The organism is Streptomyces sp. NPDC025638, from assembly GCF_055558775.1.
Window position 1 is genome coordinate 248,480 of sequence record NZ_JBVHLX010000003.1, and the last position, 19,785, is coordinate 268,264.

Sequence of the window (19,785 nt, forward strand, 5' to 3'; positions counted from 1 at the left end):
GTCGGGGCCGAGTTGAGCGTGCCCGGCCACACCGACGGGGTCCGCGGCTGCCGGCCACCACCCGGCTTGACCTGCACATGCGGACCCGACGTGGCTGGGCAAGCCGCGGAACCCCGAGGCAGCATGGAAGTACCGGGAGCCAGAACCCAGGCGTGCGGCAACGCCGGTCCAGACCGGCCTGTCCTGCCGACCGGTCGAGGAGGATCTGGGATGACAGCCGAATCCTTCAAGCCCAACAGTGACGTCTCGGGCCCCGAGACGGTCCGGCCGACCGGTCTGCTGGATGTGCTGAGCGTGGCCGCGATCGTCCTGGACACCGAGGGACGCATCGTGTTCTGGACCCCGCAGGCCCAGGATCTCTTCGGCTACACCGCGGAAGAGGCCCTGGGCACGGAAGCGGCCCGGCTGCTGATCCGCCCGGAGCACATGCAGGCCGTGATGAGTCTGTTCGCGGAGGTGCTGGCCACCGGCCGGGCCTGGGCCGGCGCCTTCCCCGTCCGGCACAAGGACGGCAGCACCCGCCTGATGGAGTTCCGCAACATGCGGCTGCTGGACGACCACGGCGATGTCTACGCCCTCGGCATCGCGGCCGACCACACCCTTCTCCAGCGCGTGGAGACCGACCTGGCCCTGTGCGAGCGGCTGATCAACCAGTCTCCGATCGGGCTGGCCCTGCTCGACCCCGACCTGCACTATCTCCTGGTCAACCCGGCCCTGGAGCGGATCGACGGCATACCCGCCGAGGAGCACATCGGCCGCCATCTGAGAGAGACCCTGCCCTTCTCCGACGTCGACACCATCGAGTCCGCCCTGCGCCAGGTGCTCACCACCGGCACCCCGCTGCTCGACCAGTACCACGTGAGCCGGCCCCCGGCCGACCCCGACCACGATCACGCCTGGTCTCTCTCCTTCTACCGGCTGGAGGACCCCGGCGGACGCGTCCTGGGCGCGGCCGCCTCGGTCGTGGACGTCACGGAACGGCACCGCGCGGCCACCGAGGCGGACCGGGCCCGGCGCCGTCTGGCACTCATCGCCGACGCCTCCACCCGGGTCGGCACCACGCTGGAAGTGGAGCAGACCGCCCATGAACTGGCCGACATCGCGATTCCCGAGCTCGCCGACATCGTCGCCGTGGACGTGCTGGACTCCGCCCTGGCCTTCCGCCGCAGCAGCAAACCCGAGAACGGCCCGGAGCTCTTCAGGGCACTGGCTCTGAAAGCGGCCCGCCCCACCGTGGCGCTCCAGGCCGCCGACCGTCCCGGCGACCTGGCCGCCTACGACGGGGACCGTCTGGTCACCCTGTGCGTCCACTCCGGCAGACCGGTCCTGGTCCGTCGTGTGGGCAGCGACGATCTACGGCGTATCGCCCGCTCCCCCGATGTCAGCGAGCTGCTGGCCCAGGCCGGACTCCACTCCTATCTCGCGGTGCCGCTGATCGCGCACGGCGAGGTCCTCGGCGCACTGGACCTCAAACGCACCCTCAACCCGCTCCCGTTCGACCAGGACGACGTCGTCCTCGCCAGTGAGCTCGCGAGCCGCGCCGCGATGTCCATCGACAACGCCCGGTGGTTCCAGAGCGTGCGCAACACCGCGCTCACCCTCCAGCGCAGTCTGCTGCCCGACCATCCGCCGCACCACCCCGGCCTGGAACTCGCCTCCCGCTATCAGCCCGCCCTGGCGACCAGCGAGGTCGGCGGCGACTGGTACGACGTGCTCCCCCTGGCCGGCGGCAAGACCGCGCTGGTCGTCGGGGACGTCATGGGCAACGGCATCGACGCCGCCGCCACCATGGGCCGGCTGCGCACCGCCACCTGCGCCTACGCGGACCTCGACCTGCCACCGAACGCGGTGCTCCAGCATCTGGACAAGATCACCTGCGATCTGGAGCACTACATCGTCACCTGTCTCTACGCCGTCTACGACCCGCACACCAGGGAGTGCCACATCGCCAACGCCGGACACCTGCCGCCGGCGCTGGCCGGCCCCGGCCGTGCCCCCGAACTGCTGGACCTGCCCGCCGGAGTGCCGCTCGGCGTCGGCGGCGTCTCCTTCGAGACCACGAAGGCGGATCTCGGCTCCGGCGATCTGCTGGTCCTGTACACCGACGGCCTGGTCGAAACCCGACAGCACCCCATCGACGACCGCCTGAACGTCCTGCTCAGCTTCCTCGACGAGCCGCACCGGCCCCTGGAGGAGACCTGCGACCTCCTCCTGCACGGCCTACGCCACCCCGACGACCACGACGACGTCGCCCTCCTCGTGGCCCGGACCCTGTAGGCGATTCCGGGGCCCGGCAGTCAGGGACGGATCGGGGAAAAAGGGTGCCCGTCCGCGACGAGACCGGCCACCATGAACTCCCGTCCCGTCAGCGCGGGCTGATCCTCCACCACTGCCGCTTCCAGGTCCACCGCCTGCTCGCCCAGACGCGATGCCCGTAACGGGTCGGCCGCGGCCAGGGCCGGCGCGAGGTCGTCCCGTTCCGCGAGGAGCGGACCGTCGGCCTGGTCGGCGAACACCTCGTCACCGACCCGGTCGGCCGGGCCGGTCAGCCACGCGAGGGCACGGATGGCGGCGAGCCGCTCGAACCGCGCGGTCGCCGTGGGAACAACCCGTCCGAGTGAACCGCGGGCCGTGATAGTCCATTGGAGCGCCGGACACGAAGGCGTGAGCAGTCAATACGACCATCTGCTGACATAGTGCGGCCATGGAGATCATGACCGTCGGCAGCCGAGGGTGAAGGTGTCGTTCACACCTCGCCGTACGGCCCTGGCCCTGGTCCTCACCGGTGCCGCGGGGATCGCCGGCGCGGTCGGCCTCGGTGGTGCACTCCCCCACACGGGCCACCGCACTCCCGCCGGCGGTCCTTCCGCCGTTTCCTCGGCAGCGGTCCCCTCCCCCGGTGCCAGGGGCATCGGCGATCCGCTCATGCCGCTCGACGGCAACGGCGGTTACGAGGTCCGCCACTACACACTCGACTTCGACTGGCGGGCACCGCGAACGCCCTTCGACGCGAGCGTCACCATCAGCGCCACCGCCACACAGGCCCTCTCCCGCTTCGACCTCGACTTCGCCGGCAACACGCTGCACACGGTCACCGTGGACGGCACACCGGCGGCCTTCGTCCGCGACGGCGACGAACTCGTCGTCACCCCCACGAAGCCCATCCCGCACGGCAGAGCGTTCACGGTGCGCGTCGCCTACACCGCCGACCCGACACAACAACGGCACCGCGACGACGCGATCCAGGACTACGGCTGGATGCCCACGCCCGACGGCACCCTGATCTACGCCCAGCCCGACGGCGCCAAGATGGTCTTCCCGGCGAACGACCACCCGAGCCTGCGGGCGCGCATCACCTTCCGCATCACCACGCCGCCCGGCCTCGGCGCCGTGGCCAACGGCCGGCTCGTCGAGCGTGTCCGGCGGGCCGACGGACACATCCGGTGGACGTACGACTCCGAGCAGCCGGTCGCGGCGCAGCTGGTCCAGATGGCCATCGGGAGGTTCACGTTCGTCGACAGCACCGGCCCGCGCGGGCTGCCCGTCCGGGACGTCGTCCCCGGCGGGATGGTCGAAGACACCGCGGCGTACCGGTCCCTGACCCCCGAGCACCTCGCGTGGCTGGAACAGCGACTCGGGCCGTACCCGTTCGGCCGCTACGGCGTGCTGGTCGGCGACACCGACCTGCCGGTGGCGCTGGAGACGCAGTCGCTGTCCGTCGTACCCCGGGACAACCTGCTGGGTGACCGGGTCGACGCCGAGCGGGACCTCGTACACGAACTGACCCACCATTGGACGGGTGACAGCGTCGCCGTCCGGCGGTGGTCCGACCTGTGGCTGAGTGAGGGTCACGCCCGCTACTACGAACGCCTCTACTCCGACACGCACGGCGGTGACGGCTTCGAGTCCGCCATGCGGGCCGCGTACGAGCAGCACGACCAGTGGCGGCACGACGACGGAGCGCCCGCCGAACCCACCGGGCCGACCCTGTTCAGGAACATGCGCTACGACGGCTCGGCACTCGTGCTCTACGCCCTCCGGGAGAAGGTCGGGGAGCAGACCTTCGAGAGGATCGAGCGGTCCTGGGTGACGAGGTTCCGGGGGCGGGCCGCCGGAACCCGGGACTTCATCGCCCTGGCCTCCGAGGTCGCGGGCCATGACCTGGCCTCTTTCCTGACCCCGTGGCTGTACGGGGCGCACACCCCGCCCATGCCGGGGCACCCCGACTGGCGGGTGGACCCCGTTCGGGACTGACCGTCACGCCCTGGGTAGGGGAGCCGACTTGGTGCCGCCGACCGGGTGGCCTCTGCCGGGCTGCTGGTCCACGCCGGTGACCCTCGGCGCGACGGGGCGTGCCGGGCACGGAATCGTACGAGGGGTGGCGTAAGGGGCAACTCCCTTGTCCTGGCCGCGTCCTGTCGCGACGAGCCTGGTTGGAGACACCTGCAATGAAGAAACGCTTCTCCCCCCGTGTCCCCAGTGCCGTCCGCAGGCACCGCCGGACGGTCCTCGTGACGGCATCGGCGGCACTGATGGCCCCGCTGCTGGCTCCGCTGCTGTCCGGCGCGCCGGGCGGTGTGGCGGCCGACCGGCGGCTGGAGAACGACTTCACGGCTGCCGCGGACGAGTACGACGTGCCGCGGAGTGTGCTCATGGGCGTGTCCTATCTGCAGTCGCGCTGGGACTCCCACAGGGGCGCGCCGAGCGTCGGCGGCGGCTTTGGACCGATGCATCTGGTGGACACCCGGCTGGCCCAGAAGGCGGACCCGGCGACGCAGCCGCGCGGCAGTGCCATGGCACTCGCGGGACCGTCCCCCTCCCAGGCGGCCAAACCCGGGGGCAAGCGATCCGGGCAGCCGTCCGACCTGCAGCAGGCTGCCCGTCTGACCGGGGAGAAGGAGGAGCGGCTACAGAAGGACGCCGCCGCGAATGTGCGCGGCGGTGCGGCGCTCCTGGCGGAGACGCAGCGGCGGCTCGGCAAGCCGCTCAGCGACAACCCGGCGGACTGGTGGGAGGCCGTGGCGCGCTTCCCCGGGCTGGACGACACCACCGAGGCGGCGACCTACGCCAACGACGTGTTCGGAGTGATCCACCAGGGAGCGCACCGCACCACCGACGCCGGACAGTCCGTCACCCTGCCCGCCAGCCCGGACGTTCACCCGCGCACTCTGAAGAACGGCGCGGCGCGGTCCAAGGAGGTCGAGTGCCCGGCCGAGCTGTCCTGCTCCTGGCTCAGCGCGCCGTACACGGAGATCGACGACGACGCGTACGGCAATCACGACCTGGGCGACCGGCCCAAGGACCAGAAGATCGAGTACATCGTCATCCACGACACCGAGGCGTCCTTGCGCTCCATGTTCCAGACCGTGCAGGACCCGACGGAGGCATCGTGGCACTACTCCATCCGCTCCAAGGACGGTCACGTCACACAGCACATCAGGACCAAGGACATGGCCTGGCACTCGGGCAGTCAGTTCGTCAACGGCCGCTCCATCGGCATCGAGCACGAAGGTTTCCTCACGCAGCCCGACACCTGGTACACCGAACAGATGTACCGGTCATCGGCGCGTCTGGTGCGCTATCTGGCCAAGAAGTACAGCGTTCCGCTGGACCGACAGCACATCTTCGGCCACGACAACGTGCCGGCCCCGACGGCCGACAGCATCCCCGACATGCACGACGACCCGGGCCCCTTCTGGGACTGGCGGCACTACTTCGACCTCCTGGGCGCGCCCCTGCGGGCCACGGCCGGGTCGGACAGCCCCATGGTGACCGTGCTGCCGGACTACTCCACCTACAAGCCGCGCTACACCGGATGCGCCGGGCACGGTGTGCCGTGCGCTCCGCACGGTTCCAGCGCCGTCCGCCTCCACACCGAGCCGGCCGACGACGCCCCGCTGATCCAGGACCCGGGCCGGCGCCCGGACGGTGAGGACTCGACGGAGGACGTCAACGACCTGGGTTCGCGGGTCTCCACCGGCCAGACCTACGCCGTCGCCGAGCGCCGGGGCGACTGGACGGCGATCTGGTACCTGGGCAAGAAGGCCTGGTTCAAGAACCCGAAGAAGCACCCTACGGCCGTCGGCGCGGCGGGCCGGATGGTGACTCCGAAGGAAGGTCTGAGCGAGGTCCCCGTGTACGGGCGCGCCCTCCCGGAGGAGGACGCCTACCCGGACGGGATCACGGAGCCGACCGAGTCGCCCCTGCCGTACACCCTCGGCGAGGGACAGCGCTACGTGACGATGTCCCACACCACCGGCTCCTATATCGACAGGTCGACCTTCGAGTACACACCGAGCCCGGTGGTGAAGGGTCAGGAGATGTACTACGAGATCCAGTTCGGCCACCGGCTCGCCTACGTCCGGGCCAGTGATGTGGACATGTTGGACGCACCGGCCCTGGCGGGCCCGCAGGGACAGGCCGGCGGCCACCCCCAGCGGTGACGGGCGGCGGCCGGGTCTCATCGGAGCGTGAGCACCGGCCGGACGGAGCACCCGTCGGAGACGCCGTCGCCCTCCGGGCCGTACACGAACTCGACCATGGAGGGGTTGCGGTTGGCGGTGGCCAGCGGCAGCCACGCCAGCAGATTGCCGTAACCACCGCACACCGACTCGCCGGCGTCCCCGCCGTGTATCGCCGTGGCATCGCTCGTCAGCTCCGCACGATAGGTGTCGTAGGCGATGCGCAGGCCGAATGCGTTCGGCTGCTCGTGCGGCCCGGTGCGGTCCCCGTACGGGATGCGGTCCAGGGGGCAGTCGTTCCCCCATCGGAACAGGGTGTCCGCCCCGGCTCCGCAGGCGTGCTCCCACTCGTCGGAGCTCGGTATGCGCAGTCCGCGAGCCGCGAGGGCGGCAGGCACGTCGGCGGGCAGTTCGGTCAGGTCCTCGTCCAGGTCCTCGTCCTCGACCGCCATGAGCACCGTGGGCAGGACGGCACTGCGGCGGGGGCTGAGCACCTCCGCAAGATGGGCCCGCAGATCGGGGCCGTAGCCGAATCCCTGCTCCACGCTCTCGTTGTAGTCGGCGACCTGCTCGGGCGTCGGACGCCAGGCCTCCAGGTCGAATCCCAGAGTCACCGGACCCCCGGGGACCAGCGCGAACTCCTGCCCGTCGCGCTCGATCCGGACGCGGTGCAGCGGGCCGCCCAGATGCTCGACCGTCTCGACGGCGGTCACCCGGCCGTGCACCAGGCCGGCGGCCTCCTGGGCGAGGCGCCGTGCGGTTGACGGGTCGAAGGACCGCCACTGGTCCAGTGTGAGATCAGCAAGTGACATACGGCGCAGTGTGGCACGCGGGTCCGACAGTCGGCCGTCGGCCAAGGGCTTGCGATGTGGCAGCCCGGAGCCTCGCCCCTTTCGCATACTGAGCGGCATGGCCACCTACGACACGCTCGGCGCCACGTATGCCCGGACTCGACGGCCGGATCCGAGGATCGCCGCCCAGATCCACACCGCACTCGGGAACACGACGGACGTGATCAATGTCGGAGCCGGCACCGGCTCGTACGAGCCGCCGGGGACCGTTCTCGCGGTCGAGCCCAGCCAGGTGATGCTCACCCAGCGCCCGCCGGGCTCCGCCCCCGCCGTGCAGGCGGTGGCGGAACGGCTCCCGCTGCGTGACGACGCGGCCGACGCCGTCATGGCACTGCTGACCATCCATCACTGGGCCGACCTGACGGCCGGGATCGCCGAGCTGCGCCGGGTCGCCCGCCGCCGCATCGTCGTCCTGACCTGGAATCAGGACGTCTTTCGCGAGCGGTTCTGGCTCGTACGGGAGTATCTGCCCGAGGCGGCCGCGCTGGACGACGCCCGTGCGGTGCCGATCGACCGGCTCGTCGAACTGCTCGGCGGGGCCCGCCAGGAGCCGGTCCCGGTCCCCCACGACTGCGTGGACGGGTTCGGCGCCGCGTACTGGCGCCGCCCCCACGCCTACCTCGACCCTCAGGTGCGCGCCGGGATATCCATGTTCACCCAGGCCGGCGACGACCTGATCGCGCCCGGCCTGAACCGGCTCGCGGACGACCTGCCGGCCGGCCGCTGGCACGCCCGTCACGCCGAACTCCTCGCCCTCGACAGCGTCGACGTCGGCTACCGGCTCCTGGTGGCGGACCTCTGACGGACCCGTTGTCAGTGCCCTCCCGTATGTTTCGATCATCGAAGGGCGCACCGCGGGGCGGTGGCGCCGGTGGGGTCGTGCACGGGAGGGACCGGTCGTGGCGGAGACGACGTATCTGGAGCTGTCCGAGGACGGCGGCGGGGCGCACAAGTTCTACGAGGTGACGGTCGACGGCACCGCGGTCACCGTGCGCTACGGCCGCATCGGCGTGTCCGGCCAGGTGCAGTCGTCGTCGTTCGCGACACCTGCCAAGGCGCAGGCGGCCGCGGCGAAGAAGATCGACCAGAAGGTCCGCAAGGGATACGCGGCGGCCGTGCGCGGTCAGCGTGCGCCCCGTTCCGTGACTCGGCGCCAGGTCGGCTCCGCGCCGTCGACGGCGCGCGCCACGGCGCCGGTGCTGTGGCGCTTCCGCACCGGTTCGGCCGCGTTCGGCATCCATGTCGACGAGGACCGTGTGTGGGTGGGCAACCAGGCGGGCGAGGTCTACAACCTGGGCCACGACGGTGAGGTGATGGCCCGTTACCTGCTTCCCGACGGCGTGAAGTGCCTGGTCGCGGACGACTTCTGGATCTACGCGGGCTGCGACGACGGCCGCGTGTACGACCTCTCCTCGAAGCTGCCGTTCGCCGCGTACGAGATCGCCGCGAACGTCGACCTCTTCTGGCTGGACATCCACGAAGGAGTGCTGAACGTCTCGGACGCGGCGGGCGGCCTCACCGTGATCGACCACGAGGACGAACACCAGTGGTCCCGGCGGTCGTCCGGCAGAATGGCCTGGATGGTGCGGGCCGATGAACACGCCGTGTACCACGGGCACGGCGAGGGCGTGACGGCCTACGCCCCGGACGGGGGCGGCGAGTTGTGGCACACCGACACGCGCGGGGGTGTGCTGTTCGGCTGGCAGGAGGCGACGTCTGTCTACGCGGGCACGGACCGTCATGTGGTGCAGCGTCTATCGAAGGCCAACGGACGGGTCGAGGGCGTCTACACCTGTGACGCCGTGGTGTACTCCTGCGCCACCGCCCCGGGTGGCCGCTATGTCTTCGCGGGCGACAACTCCTCGTCCGTGTACTGCTTCGACGCGTCGGGCACCCGGCTGTGGAAGCTGCGCACGGGCAACGGCTCGGCCCTGTCGATGCAGTACTTCGACGAGCGGCTGTATCTGGTCACCACCGACGGGTCGCTGGTGTGCGTGGACACGTCGGAGGCCGCCATCGCGGCCGCCCAGCAGGGCTCGGTGCCCGTCGCCGTCGATGTGAAGTCGGCCGCCGCCCTGCCCACCTACAACCCGGCGACGTCGGTGTCCGCTCTGGCGACCGTCAGCACGCCGCCCGCGGGCGGGGTGGTCGTCGAGTGCGTCGATCAGGGCGGGCGACTGCGGGTCCACGTGGTGTCCGAGGGCTTCGAGCCCGGCTGGAACGTGCAGTTCCCACGGGAGATACGGCAGGCGGGGGCGCGCTATGTGGTCGATGCCGTCCACGCCGCGGCGGGCGGTTTCTATCGTGTACGGGGCGAGATCCGCCGCGTGCGGTGATGCGACACCCCGAGTGACACCGGGCGAGCGCCCGTCACGACGGTCGGCCGTACGGGTTCCTCCGTACGGGTTCGTTCCTCCTTTCGGGTCCGAGTGGGCCACGGCACCGACGGTGAACCGTCGGTGCCGATCACGCTTGGACGGTGCCGGCAGGTTCGGCACGTCCCGTGACGAAGGAGAACAAGGATGGCGATCGATACGGTTGAACGATTCCTGGCCGCCCTGAGCCCACACGACCGGGAACTCGTCCAGCAGCAGCCGCACGCGGAGCAGGTGAGGCTCGCCGACGCCTGGGAGCGGGAGCTCGCCGAGGACACGGACCTCGACACGCTGAGCGAGCTGTCTCCCCCCGCGGCCGAGAGCGAGGCCGCGGCACGGGTCGTCAAAGGCCGCTTCGAGTAGATGACATCACCGTTCTCGTCGAGGACGAGGACCGCACCGGAACGTCGGCGAGCCGCCGATCGTAGACAGGAGGGAGAAAGAGGACAGGAGGGGAAGTCAGGCCCGGCTGCGCACCCCTCCTGATAGTTTCTACAAGACTGTAGAGAATCACGACCGTATGGAGTTCGCATGGCCCTGTGGGACCGCGTCAAGGAATCCGCGTCTCAGATGCAGACCCAGTTGGTGGCGAAGAAGAACGACCTGAAGAGCGGCGCCTTCCGCGACGCGAGCATGGCGATGTGCGCGCTGGTCGCCGCGGCCGACGGCACCGTGGACCCCTCCGAGCGGCAGCGTGTGGCTCAACTGATCGCCACCAACGAGGTTCTGCAGAACTTCCCGGCCGACGACCTGCGCCGCAGGTTCGAGGACAACCTCAGCAAGCTGACGGCCGACTTCGCCTTCGGCAAGGTGAGCGTGTTGCAGGAGGTCGCCAAGGCGAAGAAGAAGCCTGCCGAGGCCCGTGCCGTGATCCAGATCGGCATCGTCATCGGCGGCGCCGACGGCAACTTCGACAAGGACGAGCAGGCGATCGTCCGCGAGGCCTGCTTCACCCTCGAACTGCCGCCGCACGAGTTCGACCTCTGACCGGCACGAGCCCGCCCCGGCCGACGGGACGGGGCGGGCTCACAGGGGTGTCGCGGCGTGCAGGATGAAGAACATCGTCACGGCGGAGTTCGCCGACGACATCGCCGATACGGCGGCACCCGCGGCCGCGCACCACGCCGCCAGCCCCACCGAGGTGAATACCGAGGGCCAGCGGCGCACGGCCGGCGCGGGGCCGAGCAGGGCAGCCACCCGTCGCGGTACCGGCCCGGTGGCGGCGAGACCGGCCAGGGTGGCCGGCGGGGCACCGGGAGAGACGAGTGCCGCCTTGCCGATCGCACGGGCCACGGTCCGGCGGCTGCCGACCTTGCGGGCCGCCTCCTCGTCCGCCCACCGCTCCGCCGTGTACAACACCGCCGTACGCAGCGGCCGCAGGAACGGGTTGGCCTGCGCGGCGAGCTGGACGGCGAGCAGATGACGGTGGTGGCGCTCCGCGAGATGGGCGCGTTCGTGGGCGAACAGGGCCCGGCGCTCGGCCGGTTCGAGGCAGGACAGCAGCGCCGTGGTCACCACGACCCGATCCCGGCGGCCGCCGGGCAGCGCATACGCGTACGGCACCTGGTCGGGCAGGACCGCGACCTCCGTGGCCGGCAGCCCGGAGAGCGCGCGGTGCGCACGGCGGCGCACCCGACGGTGCCGCCACAGACTCCGGCCGCAGACCGCGACCACCGCACAGAGCGCGGGGATCGCCACCCGGCCGGCGACCTCGTCGTACGGAACCGCGTCACGCACCTCCGGATCCGACCAGCCGTCGGGCAGCGGGTTGCCGGGCAGTTGGGCCGTGCCGACCACCATCACCAGGCCGAGACAGACCGTGCTGCACGCCGCCATCACCGCGGCCACCCCCGTGAGCAGCCGTGTCGCGGTGCGTGGATGCAGGTGTTGTTCGGCCAGGCGTGCGATCGGCCAGGCCGTCAGCGGGAGGATCAGCGGCAGAAAGACGAACACTCCCATCAGGATTCAGCCGTCCCTCTCCGTCTCGGCGTGGCCGAGCAGTTCGCGCAGCAGCCGCTCGTCGTCCGGGCCGAGACCGGTGACGAAGCTGGCCAGCACGGCCTCACGGTCGCTCTCGGCGTCCAGCACCTTGCGCATCTTGCGGGCGGCGAGGCCCGCCTGGTCCGACGCGGGCGTCCAGGCGAAGGACCGGCCCGCCCGCTCCCGGGTGACCGCTCCCTTCGCCAGCAGCCGGGTCAGGATCGTGATCACCGTCGTATAGGCGAGGTCTTCGCCCAGGCGCTCCTGCACCCAGCCCGCGGTCGCCGGGCCGTCCGCCTCCCGCAGCGCCGACAGGACCATCGCCTCCAGCTCGCCCTGCCCCCGCCGCCGGGCACGCCGCTGGTGATCCGTCACGCCCTGACTCCCTTCCGCCGCTGCCCGTTTCCCGGACGGCCATCGTATGTCGGCCGGGGCGGCCTCCGGCTTCGCGGTGAACGCCGGACAGACTCTAGGACGGGGTGAGAGGCAGGTCGTCCGTGAACGCGTTGACCGGCTGGGACATGGGCTGGAGTTGACGTACATCGAGGGCCGCTTCCGCGGATCTCGTGCCGAGGGTGCCCTTGGGGTGCCACGCGCCGGTCACCGCCAGCCAGCTGTTGGCGGGCGGGGCCGGGGTCCCGTACACGCGGACCTTGACCGTCTGCGAATCGGCGGCGCAGCACGTGAAGATGATCCGGGTCAGATACCAGCCGCCGCCCGGTCCGGCCGGGGTGGCGAAGCCGGTCAGCCGGACGCTGCGGCCCTTGATGGCGAGGGTGCGGTCCTGCTGGACGCGGCTGGTGAAGTCCGTGAGCGTCATGGGCAGGGGGGACGCGGCGGGCAGGGGGTCGAACCGCTTCTGCGCCTTGACCGCCTTGTTGTTCGAGTGGGCCGCGGTGTAGGCGCCCAGGGCGGGCGGGGCGTAGAGCAGAAGGCTCACGGCGGGGAGGAAGAGCAGCCAGGCGACGCGGGGTGCGGTGGAGTGGCCGTGCGCGTGACCGGCGTGTTCCTCGTGTCCCCGGTCCAGGGCCGCGCTCGCCAGGCCCAGCAGGGTGAGCAGCACGCCGGAGACGATGAGCAGCGGGCGCAGGCCTTCCTTGACGTAGCGCAGATAGAGGTCGGTGAACAGGGCGGCGTGCAGCAGGCCGAGGCCGATCAGCACCAGCAGCGCTGTCTGGGCGTGGCGTTTCACAGCAGCACGCCTCCGATCAGGACGCCCGCGGCGACCGCCACCACGGTGGTCGCCGTGGAGAAGCGCCAGGCGAAGGCGCGGCCGAAGGTGCCCGCCTGAAGGGCGATCAGTTTCAGGTCGACCATCGGGCCGACGACCATGAACACGAGGCGGGCGGTCGGCGAGAAGCCGGTGAGCGAGGCCGCGACGAAGGCGTCGGCCTCCGAGCACACCGCCAGGAGGACGGCGAGGGCGGCCAGGAAGAGCACCGAGAGCCAGGGCGAACCGGAGAAGACGCCGAGGACCGAGCGCGGCACCAGGACGTTGAAGGTCGCCGCGGCCATGGCGCCGAGGACGAGGAAGCCTCCGGCGTGCAGGAAGTCGTGCTGGAAGCCGAGCCGGAACTCGGTCCAGCGGCTGTGCCCGTGCCGGTGGCCCGCGTACCGGACGGCCGGACGCAGCCATTCCTCCTTGCCCAGCCACAGCCACAGCCAGCCCATCAGCGCGGCGGTGACGAGCGAGGCGAGCAGCCGGGCGGCGACCATCGCGGGGCTGCCCGGGAAGGCCACGGCGGTGGCGGTCAGCACCACCGGATTGATCGCGGGGGCGGAGAGCAGGAAGGCGAAGGCCGCGGCCGGGGTGACGCCCCGGCGGATCAGGCTGTTCGCGACGGGTACGGAGGCGCATTCGCAGCCCGGCAGGACCGCTCCGGCCACCCCGGCCACCGGAACGGCGAGGGCGGGGCGCCGGGGCAGCGCCCTGGTGAACAGGTCGGCCGGCACAAAGGCGTTGATCGCGCCGGACAGCACCGTGCCCAGCAGCAGGAACGGCAGTGCCTGGACGGTGATGGCCAGGCAGACGGTGCGCCAGGCCTCGACCGCCGGGTGGTTCAGCCACTGGGTTCCGGCGAGCGCGAAGATCACCGCCACCGCGCCGGCTGCCGTCGCGGCCCCGGCAACGAACGGCCGCGGGAGCAGCCGCCGTCTCGGTGGGCTGACGGGTACGACCGCCACCCCTCCCGCCGCATCAACCAGTTCATCCGCTTTTGGCATTTTTACTCCAAATATCGGATCCGTGGCTGAACATAAGCGACGAGAACGGCCGGCGCCGCGCGCACACGCCGCCGGGCGCGAACGGAGGATTGCGGAACGGGCGTTGACGGGCGGTTCAGCCGGTGGCCAGCTCTTTCAGCCGGTCCTTGGATCCGTTGAACCTGTCGCGGTCGCCCACGAGCTCTCCGGTCGAGGTGTACTGCCACATCGTGTGCGTCGACCAGCCCGCCGGCAGTTCCCCGACGGACGAGGCGTAGCGCGCGACCCACAGGGGGTTGCTCGCCCCGAAGCCGCCGTAGCTGTTCGTGCAGCTGTTCCACCAGCTGGTGGCGGTGTAGATCACGGCGTTGCGGCCGGTGCGGGACTTGTACCGGTTCAGGAAGTTACGGATCCATGTGACCATCGCGCTCGGCGACTTGCCGTAGCAGTCGTCGCCGTAGGGGTTCCATTCGATGTCGAGCACACCCGGCAGCGTGGTGCCGTCGTCGCTCCAGTCGCCGCCGTGGTCGACGAAGTAGTCGGCCTGGGAGGCGCCGGTGCCGGTGTCGGGCGTGGCGAAGTGGTAGGCGCCGCGGATCATGCCGACCTTCCGCGAGTTGTTGTACTGGTCGGAGAAGGAGGGGTTGGTGTAGTACGTGCCTTCGCTCGCCTTGGCGTAGGCCCACTTGACCCCGCTGCTCCACAGCTTCGACCAGGCGACGTCGCCCTGGTAGCTGGCGACGTCGACACCTTCGGTCTGGCCGGCGCGCGCGTCGCCGGGTGTTCCGCTGCTGCCGTCGTGGGTCATGACTCCCATGCCCATATGGGCGGAGCCGCGCACCGGAGTGCCGTCGGCCGAGGCGGGTACGGCCGCCGAGGGCACGAGCAGCGCCAGAACGGCGGACGGGACGACGGCCGCGGCAAGACGGGTGCGGTGGGCACGTGTGGCTGTGGCCATGGCTGTGTGTATGGATGATCGTTGCACGCAGACCATCTGACCCGCGGCCGGCCGCCGCCGCACGCCAAGCGCCGCCCAACGGAGGGCGATCGGGGCCGGATGGCTCCGATCGAGTGACCCCCGGGGTTGCCCGGAGGGCGTCTCGCCACCGCTCACCCGCGTTCATCCATGAACCGCCGCACGACCGGGCCCAGGTAGTCCACTTGAGGTCCGTCGAGTCCGGCCGACTCGGCCTCGGAGCCGACCAGGACGATCCGGTCCAGCTCGGACTCACGCCCCTGTGCCGTCTCCGCGGCGACCAGCGCCGCGAAGCGCCGGTGCAGCAGTTCGGCCGGCCGGGCCGGGGCGCGGAACAGAAATCCGACGTTCCCGCGCTCTCCGCGGGTGACCAGCCAGAGGGTCAGGTCCTCGGGCGGTGTGTCGAGGCCCGTCTCCTCGACCAGTTCCCGGGCGGCATGGGCACGGAGCGCGGCCACGTCGAGCGGCTCGCCGTGCGGCGGCGGTTCCATCGACCCTCCGGGCAACTGCAGTCGGCCCGGGGCGGCCGTCGAAGCCGACATACGGCCCACCAGGAGACGTCCGTCGTCCGTCGGCTGCACCAGGGCGACGAACACCGAGGACACCGAGGGCGCACCCGGTACCCGGCGCAGGCCGCGGTACCGGTACGTGGCTCTCGCCCAGGAGAGGACGAGGCTCCCCGCCTCCTCCCGCAGACCCGTGCAGGCCACCGCCGGACCGTCGAAGAGGCTCGGGTCGGCCCGGACCGCCTCGTCCCAGACACGGTCCATGGCCGGCCGGACGTCGGCCGACAACGGGGGCACCTCGCCCTCGACGAAGCTGATCGCGCGCACGTCGAAAAGCTCCGTCGGAGTCACGTTCCAATCCGGCGGCAGGTCCGCGTCGCACAGGACGCAGACGAAGTGGTCGTCGCGTACGACATTGACCTGCCGGCACGACACACAGCGGCGGAAGACCACCTCATGGGTGAAACCACCGGGACGGACGAGGCCGGCCCGGTCCAGGGCGTCCGCGACGGCCGGCCATGAGCCGACGTCCGGGCAGTAGCCGGTCGACTGGTTGCTGACCTCGTCGACCGCCCACCGTCCGCAGTCCTCCCGGAAGCTCATCTCGCCGGCGCTGAGCACCGGCCCGCCCCCGGCGCAGACCACATGCTCGCTGCGGCGCGGCGCGAGGCGCAGCACGCCCTCGGGATCGACCACGAAGGTGAACGGCTCGGCCAGTTCCACCGCGCCGCGAGCCGACACCCATCGGGCGAAGTCCGCCGCGCAGCGGATGCCCTCGCCTTCTCCGCCCGGCCGCACGAGCCCCTTCAGATCACCGGGTCCGACATAGCCGTATGTCCGTGCCGCCATGCCCATGCCCCCCGTACACTCCGTGCCGCCGTCTACGGACCGATCATGCACGGGGCACCACGTCGGGGCCCACTACTCCGTGCGAGTGGTGCATCGGCCGGGACGGTCGTAGCGTCGATACAGAGGCGATCGCCCACTACCGGGAGCAACGATGGCAAGACCAGCGGTGTACACAGCGATCATTCTCGGGGCGGGCACAGTGCTCACAGCGTCGATGACAACGGCCTCCGCCACCCCGCCCGCATCGGCACAGGCTGCCCCGCGGGCGGTGACGCAGCAGTCGGCCCCGGTGCTCGTCGACTGCGCGTTCCACTCGAACACGCAGCCCGTGAACTTCATCCTGGCCTGCGGAGACGGCAACAGCCGGCTGGTCGCGATGCACTGGTCGCAGTGGGGCCCGACGTCCGCGACGGCCGTGGGGGTGAACGTGGTGAACGACTGCAAGCCGTACTGCGCGGCAGGTACGTTCCACGGATACCCGGTGGTCATCCGGCTGGAGCGCCCGGAGCCCTGGAAGAAGGACCCGCGGGTGGCGCACTTCACGCAACTGAGCCTCACCTACACCGACACCCGGCCGGAGGGATACAACCGGGTCATGACCGTCCCCCTGTGGGACTGACCGCGGCGGCCGACACCACCGAACGAGTCGCCCCCGGTTAACGGACATATCACCATAAAACGTGTGTTATTCAGTCATGCACACACCTTCGCGCCGTACCTTGCTCCGTGCCCCGATCGCGGCCGTCGGCTTGGGAGTACTCGCCGGCTGCACCGAATCCGGCCCGGACCCGCAAACCAGTCCCCGCCTCGGCAACGGGGCGAGCGTGGACAGTGGCGGCTTCGTCCCCAAAGGCCCCAAGGGATATGTCCTGCCCTCGGGTCCCGAGGTCCGCGCCACCGAGCGGAGGCGCGGGTCCGGCCCTGTGCGCACGTACAAGTTCACCGCCGAACCGGTGACCGTGGATCTGGGCGGACGAAGGGTGAACACCTGGGGCTACGCCGACACCCTGCCCGGGCCGCTGGTCCGTGTCACCGCGGGGGACGTCCTCAGCCTCACCCTGGCCAACCGCCTGCCGACCACGACCACCCTCCACTCCCACGGCGTGCGCCTGCGCTGCGACATGGACGGCGTGCCCGACCTGACCCAGCCGCCCATCCCGGCCGGAACGGACTTCACCTACCGGTTCACCGCCAGCCACCCGGGCACGTACCTGCTGCACTCCCACGTCGGAATGCAGCCCGACCGCGGTCTGTACGCCCCCCTCATCATCGACGACCCCAAGGAGCCCCTCGCCTACGACAAGGAGTGGCTGATCGTCCTGGACGACTGGCTCGACGGCGTGAACGGCTCCACCCCCGACAACGTCCTGACGCAGCTCATCCCCCCGGGCAAGCACGTGACGATGGAGGGCATGGGCGTGGCCAGGGGTGCCGAACACGGCCATGCGGGCCCGAAGGGCGCCGGTCCCTCCCGCCTCCTCCACCACTCCTTCAGCCGCATGCTGCACAGCGAGGGCGGCAGTGTGGCCTACCCCCACTACCTCATCAACGGACGCGTACCGTCGGCCCCGTCCGTGTTCAAGGCCAAGCCCGGCGACCGCATCCGGCTCCGGATCATCAACGCGGGCTCCGAAACCGCCTTCCGCGTCGCACTCGGCGGCCACACCATGACCGTCACCCACACCGACGGCTATCCGATCGAGCACAAGCGCACCGACGCGCTCATCGTCGGCATGGCCGAGCGCTACGACGTCCTGGTCACCGTCAAGGACGGCGTCTTCCCGTTCGTCGCCCTCGCCGAGGGCAAGAACGGCCAGGGCATCGCCCTCCTGCGCACCGGCAAGGGAAGAACCGTTCCGCCAGCCAATGTCCACCCCGCCGAACTCGACGGAGAGCTGGTACCCGCCCGCCGTATGAGACCGCACGAGTCCGTGGACCTCGGCAAACGCGAGCCCGACCGGGAACTGCGCGTCAGACTCACCGGCAACATGAAACGGTTCGACTGGGGTTTCGACCACAAGCCCTACTCCGTCACCCAACGCCACCCCGTCCGTCAGGGCGAACGCGTCCGGCTCACCCTCGTCAACGCCACCGACATGTGGCACCCGCTGCATCTGCACGGCCACACCTTCGCCCTTGCCGCTCTCTGGGACGCCGGAGCCCGCAAGGACACCTCGATCGTGCTCCCCCACCGCAAGCTCGTCGTCGACTTCGACGCCGACAATCCCGGCCTCTGGATGCTCCACTGCCACAACCAGTACCACTCGGAAAGTGGCATGATGACGGTCCTCGGCTACCGCGCATAACCGCGCCGCCACGCCCGACCGCCGCTCCCCACCAGGGAGCGGCGGCCCAGGTCGCGCCCGCACAACTCGCGCGCACCGCCCGGATCGTCACGATGCGGCAGCGACAACGCACTAACGCTGATCGCTCACTTGACTACCTGCGGTCACACACGATTGGCTCCGGCCAGGAGAGTCGCCGGTCGGCACACATATGTGCCGCGGGTCGCGATCCATCCCCCTCATGCTCGGCCGCACAGCGAGGTGCCGCACCCTCATGAACACTCCTCCCCCGAGTCCAGCCCAACGCAGACCGGCGCACGGCCTCATGCCGGCCGCGGTGCTGGTCGTCACCTGTCTGCTCATATCCGGCTGCTCCGGATCCGACGGCACCCGGTCGGAGTCGAGCGGCGGCAAGGCGGGCACCCCCCGGATCAAGATCACCCTGGTCAGCCACGGAGACCGGGGTGACACCTTCTGGGACCTGGTGCGCAAGGGCGCGGAGGCCGCGGCGGCCAAGGACAACGTCGAACTGACCTATGCCGGCGACCTGGACGCCGCCGGGCAGGCCGAACTGGTGCGGGACGCGATCCGGGACAAGACCGACGGCATCGCGGTGACCCTGGCCAAGCCGGAGGCGATGAAGGGCCCGATCGCCCGGGCCAGGGCGGCGGGCATACCGGTGGTGGCCCTCAACTCCGGTATAGACGTGTGGAAGTCGGAGGGAGTCCTGGAGTACTTCGGCCAGGACGAGAGCGTCGCGGGCCGCGCGGTCGGCGACAAGCTGGACGGCCTCAAGGCCGAGCACACCCTCTGCGTCATCCACGAGCGCGGCAACATCGCCCTGGAGGCGCGCTGCGCCGGAGTGAAGAAGACGTTCACCGGCCGCACGGACATGCTCTATGTCGACGGCACCGACATCAAGGCCGTGACCGACTCCGTCGCGTCCCGGCTGCGGCAGGACCCGAGCATCGACGAAGTCGTCACGAACGGCGCCCCGTTCGCGCTCGCCGCGGTGAACTCCGTTGAGCAGGCGGGCAGCAGGGCGCACATCGCGACCTTCGACCTCAGCAAGGACCTGGTCAAGGCCGTGCGGAGCGGGGACGTGCAGTTCGCCGTGGACCAACAGCCGTATCTGCAGGGCTACCTGGCCGTGGACTCGCTGTGGCTGTACCGGACCAACGGCAACGTCAGCGGCGGCGGCGTGGCCCCCGTGCTCACCGGCCCCGCGTTCGTGACCAGGAGGAACGTGGCCGCGGTGGGCAAGTACGCCGCCAACGGCACACGTTGACCTGTCCCGCCC

At 70.7% G+C, this 19,785-nt stretch carries 18 protein-coding genes; 10 read left to right on the plus strand and 8 right to left on the minus strand.

Annotated features, from left to right (window positions below; translation table 11 throughout):
• Nucleotides 1-210 precede the first annotated feature (210 nt).
• Nucleotides 211-2,277: a SpoIIE family protein phosphatase gene (locus ACZ4EG_RS09175; RefSeq protein ID WP_467790155.1), complete on the plus strand. Its 2,067-nt coding sequence runs from the start codon at nucleotides 211-213 to the stop codon at nucleotides 2,275-2,277.
• 20 nt (nucleotides 2,278-2,297) lie between these two features.
• Here the strand turns inward: ACZ4EG_RS09175 and ACZ4EG_RS09180 are convergent, their stop codons facing one another.
• Nucleotides 2,298-2,516: a hypothetical protein gene (locus ACZ4EG_RS09180; RefSeq protein WP_467790156.1), complete on the minus strand. Its 219-nt coding sequence runs from the start codon at nucleotides 2,514-2,516 to the stop codon at nucleotides 2,298-2,300.
• 223 nt (nucleotides 2,517-2,739) lie between these two features.
• Between ACZ4EG_RS09180 and ACZ4EG_RS09185 the strand changes: the two genes are divergently transcribed.
• The gene (locus ACZ4EG_RS09185; RefSeq protein WP_467790157.1) at nucleotides 2,740-4,254 is read left to right on the plus strand and encodes a M1 family metallopeptidase; all 1,515 of its coding nucleotides are present in this window, start codon (nucleotides 2,740-2,742) and stop codon (nucleotides 4,252-4,254) included.
• A gap of 194 nt (nucleotides 4,255-4,448) precedes the next feature.
• Nucleotides 4,449-6,443 carry an N-acetylmuramoyl-L-alanine amidase gene (locus ACZ4EG_RS09190; protein WP_467790158.1) on the plus strand — a complete coding sequence of 665 codons (1,995 nt, stop codon included), beginning with the start codon at nucleotides 4,449-4,451 and terminating at the stop codon, nucleotides 6,441-6,443.
• Between the two features lie 17 nt (nucleotides 6,444-6,460).
• On the opposite strand, the gene ACZ4EG_RS09195 is transcribed toward ACZ4EG_RS09190, so the two are convergent.
• Nucleotides 6,461-7,273, minus strand: coding sequence for a hypothetical protein (locus ACZ4EG_RS09195; protein WP_467790159.1), 813 nt, complete (start codon nucleotides 7,271-7,273; stop codon nucleotides 6,461-6,463).
• A 97-nt stretch (nucleotides 7,274-7,370) separates the two neighbouring features.
• Between ACZ4EG_RS09195 and ACZ4EG_RS09200 the strand changes: the two genes are divergently transcribed.
• The 4 genes from ACZ4EG_RS09200 (at nucleotide 7,371) to ACZ4EG_RS09215 (ending at nucleotide 10,674) form a co-directional block, all read left to right on the plus strand.
• Nucleotides 7,371-8,114 carry a class I SAM-dependent methyltransferase gene (locus tag ACZ4EG_RS09200; RefSeq protein ID WP_467790160.1) on the plus strand — a complete coding sequence of 248 codons (744 nt, stop codon included), beginning with the start codon at nucleotides 7,371-7,373 and terminating at the stop codon, nucleotides 8,112-8,114.
• 97 nt (nucleotides 8,115-8,211) lie between these two features.
• Nucleotides 8,212-9,648, plus strand: a complete 1,437-nt coding sequence (locus ACZ4EG_RS09205) for a WGR domain-containing protein (RefSeq protein ID WP_467790161.1) — start codon at nucleotides 8,212-8,214, stop codon at nucleotides 9,646-9,648.
• A 186-nt stretch (nucleotides 9,649-9,834) separates the two neighbouring features.
• On the plus strand, nucleotides 9,835-10,050 hold the full coding sequence (locus tag ACZ4EG_RS09210) for a hypothetical protein (protein ID WP_453546374.1): 216 nt from the start codon (nucleotides 9,835-9,837) through the stop codon (nucleotides 10,048-10,050).
• Between the two features lie 168 nt (nucleotides 10,051-10,218).
• A complete protein-coding gene (locus tag ACZ4EG_RS09215; protein ID WP_467790162.1) occupies nucleotides 10,219-10,674 on the plus strand; it encodes a tellurite resistance TerB family protein in 456 nt (151 codons plus the stop codon).
• 39 nt (nucleotides 10,675-10,713) lie between these two features.
• On the opposite strand, the gene ACZ4EG_RS09220 is transcribed toward ACZ4EG_RS09215, so the two are convergent.
• The 6 genes from ACZ4EG_RS09220 to ACZ4EG_RS09245 all read right to left on the minus strand — a co-directional run bounded on the left by ACZ4EG_RS09220 (nucleotide 10,714) and on the right by ACZ4EG_RS09245 (nucleotide 16,200).
• The gene (locus tag ACZ4EG_RS09220) at nucleotides 10,714-11,646 is read right to left on the minus strand and encodes a M56 family metallopeptidase (RefSeq protein ID WP_467790163.1); all 933 of its coding nucleotides are present in this window, start codon (nucleotides 11,644-11,646) and stop codon (nucleotides 10,714-10,716) included.
• Between the two features lie 6 nt (nucleotides 11,647-11,652).
• Entirely contained in the window at nucleotides 11,653-12,042 is a 390-nt protein-coding gene (locus tag ACZ4EG_RS09225; protein WP_363297963.1) for a BlaI/MecI/CopY family transcriptional regulator, read from the minus strand.
• A gap of 94 nt (nucleotides 12,043-12,136) precedes the next feature.
• Entirely contained in the window at nucleotides 12,137-12,859 is a 723-nt protein-coding gene (locus tag ACZ4EG_RS09230; protein ID WP_467790164.1) for a TIGR03943 family putative permease subunit, read from the minus strand.
• Nucleotides 12,856-13,890 (minus strand): permease, encoded by a 1,035-nt coding sequence (locus tag ACZ4EG_RS09235; protein WP_467790165.1) that lies wholly within the window; start codon nucleotides 13,888-13,890, stop codon nucleotides 12,856-12,858. The genes ACZ4EG_RS09230 and ACZ4EG_RS09235 overlap by 4 nt, the downstream gene beginning before the upstream one ends.
• Nucleotides 13,891-14,005: 115 nt before the next feature.
• Nucleotides 14,006-14,827 carry a lysozyme gene (locus tag ACZ4EG_RS09240; protein WP_467790166.1) on the minus strand — a complete coding sequence of 274 codons (822 nt, stop codon included), beginning with the start codon at nucleotides 14,825-14,827 and terminating at the stop codon, nucleotides 14,006-14,008.
• 152 nt (nucleotides 14,828-14,979) lie between these two features.
• Complete coding sequence (locus ACZ4EG_RS09245) at nucleotides 14,980-16,200, minus strand: hypothetical protein (protein ID WP_467790167.1); 1,221 nt, start codon at nucleotides 16,198-16,200, stop codon at nucleotides 14,980-14,982.
• A 214-nt stretch (nucleotides 16,201-16,414) separates the two neighbouring features.
• On the opposite strand from ACZ4EG_RS09245, the gene ACZ4EG_RS09250 reads away from it, so the two are divergent.
• The 3 genes from ACZ4EG_RS09250 to ACZ4EG_RS09260 all read left to right on the plus strand — a co-directional run bounded on the left by ACZ4EG_RS09250 (nucleotide 16,415) and on the right by ACZ4EG_RS09260 (nucleotide 19,773).
• Nucleotides 16,415-16,819 carry a hypothetical protein gene (locus ACZ4EG_RS09250; protein WP_467790168.1) on the plus strand — a complete coding sequence of 135 codons (405 nt, stop codon included), beginning with the start codon at nucleotides 16,415-16,417 and terminating at the stop codon, nucleotides 16,817-16,819.
• 76 nt (nucleotides 16,820-16,895) lie between these two features.
• The gene (locus ACZ4EG_RS09255) at nucleotides 16,896-18,506 is read left to right on the plus strand and encodes a multicopper oxidase family protein (RefSeq protein ID WP_453546357.1); all 1,611 of its coding nucleotides are present in this window, start codon (nucleotides 16,896-16,898) and stop codon (nucleotides 18,504-18,506) included.
• 253 nt (nucleotides 18,507-18,759) lie between these two features.
• Entirely contained in the window at nucleotides 18,760-19,773 is a 1,014-nt protein-coding gene (locus ACZ4EG_RS09260; protein ID WP_467790169.1) for a sugar ABC transporter substrate-binding protein, read from the plus strand.
• Nucleotides 19,774-19,785: the final 12 nt, after the last annotated feature.

What these genes read in the sequence shown, in the direction of transcription:
- ACZ4EG_RS09210 (WP_453546374.1), top strand. Translation starts at nt 9,835, where the DNA reads ATGGCGATCGATACGGTTGAACGATTCCTGGCCGCCCTGAGCCCACAC.
- ACZ4EG_RS09245 (WP_467790167.1), bottom strand. Translation starts at nt 16,200, where the DNA reads ATGGCGGCACGGACATACGGCTATGTCGGACCCGGTGATCTGAAGGGG.
- ACZ4EG_RS09220 (WP_467790163.1), bottom strand. Translation starts at nt 11,646, where the DNA reads ATGGGAGTGTTCGTCTTTCTGCCGCTGATCCTCCCGCTGACGGCCTGG.
- ACZ4EG_RS09215 (WP_467790162.1), top strand. Translation starts at nt 10,219, where the DNA reads ATGGCCCTGTGGGACCGCGTCAAGGAATCCGCGTCTCAGATGCAGACC.
- ACZ4EG_RS09175 (WP_467790155.1), top strand. Translation starts at nt 211, where the DNA reads ATGACAGCCGAATCCTTCAAGCCCAACAGTGACGTCTCGGGCCCCGAG.
- ACZ4EG_RS09195 (WP_467790159.1), bottom strand. Translation starts at nt 7,273, where the DNA reads ATGTCACTTGCTGATCTCACACTGGACCAGTGGCGGTCCTTCGACCCG.
- ACZ4EG_RS09200 (WP_467790160.1), top strand. Translation starts at nt 7,371, where the DNA reads ATGGCCACCTACGACACGCTCGGCGCCACGTATGCCCGGACTCGACGG.
- ACZ4EG_RS09250 (WP_467790168.1), top strand. Translation starts at nt 16,415, where the DNA reads ATGACAACGGCCTCCGCCACCCCGCCCGCATCGGCACAGGCTGCCCCG.
- ACZ4EG_RS09240 (WP_467790166.1), bottom strand. Translation starts at nt 14,827, where the DNA reads ATGGCCACAGCCACACGTGCCCACCGCACCCGTCTTGCCGCGGCCGTC.
- ACZ4EG_RS09235 (WP_467790165.1), bottom strand. Translation starts at nt 13,890, where the DNA reads ATGCCAAAAGCGGATGAACTGGTTGATGCGGCGGGAGGGGTGGCGGTC.
- ACZ4EG_RS09255 (WP_453546357.1), top strand. Translation starts at nt 16,896, where the DNA reads ATGCACACACCTTCGCGCCGTACCTTGCTCCGTGCCCCGATCGCGGCC.
- ACZ4EG_RS09190 (WP_467790158.1), top strand. Translation starts at nt 4,449, where the DNA reads ATGAAGAAACGCTTCTCCCCCCGTGTCCCCAGTGCCGTCCGCAGGCAC.
- ACZ4EG_RS09260 (WP_467790169.1), top strand. Translation starts at nt 18,760, where the DNA reads ATGAACACTCCTCCCCCGAGTCCAGCCCAACGCAGACCGGCGCACGGC.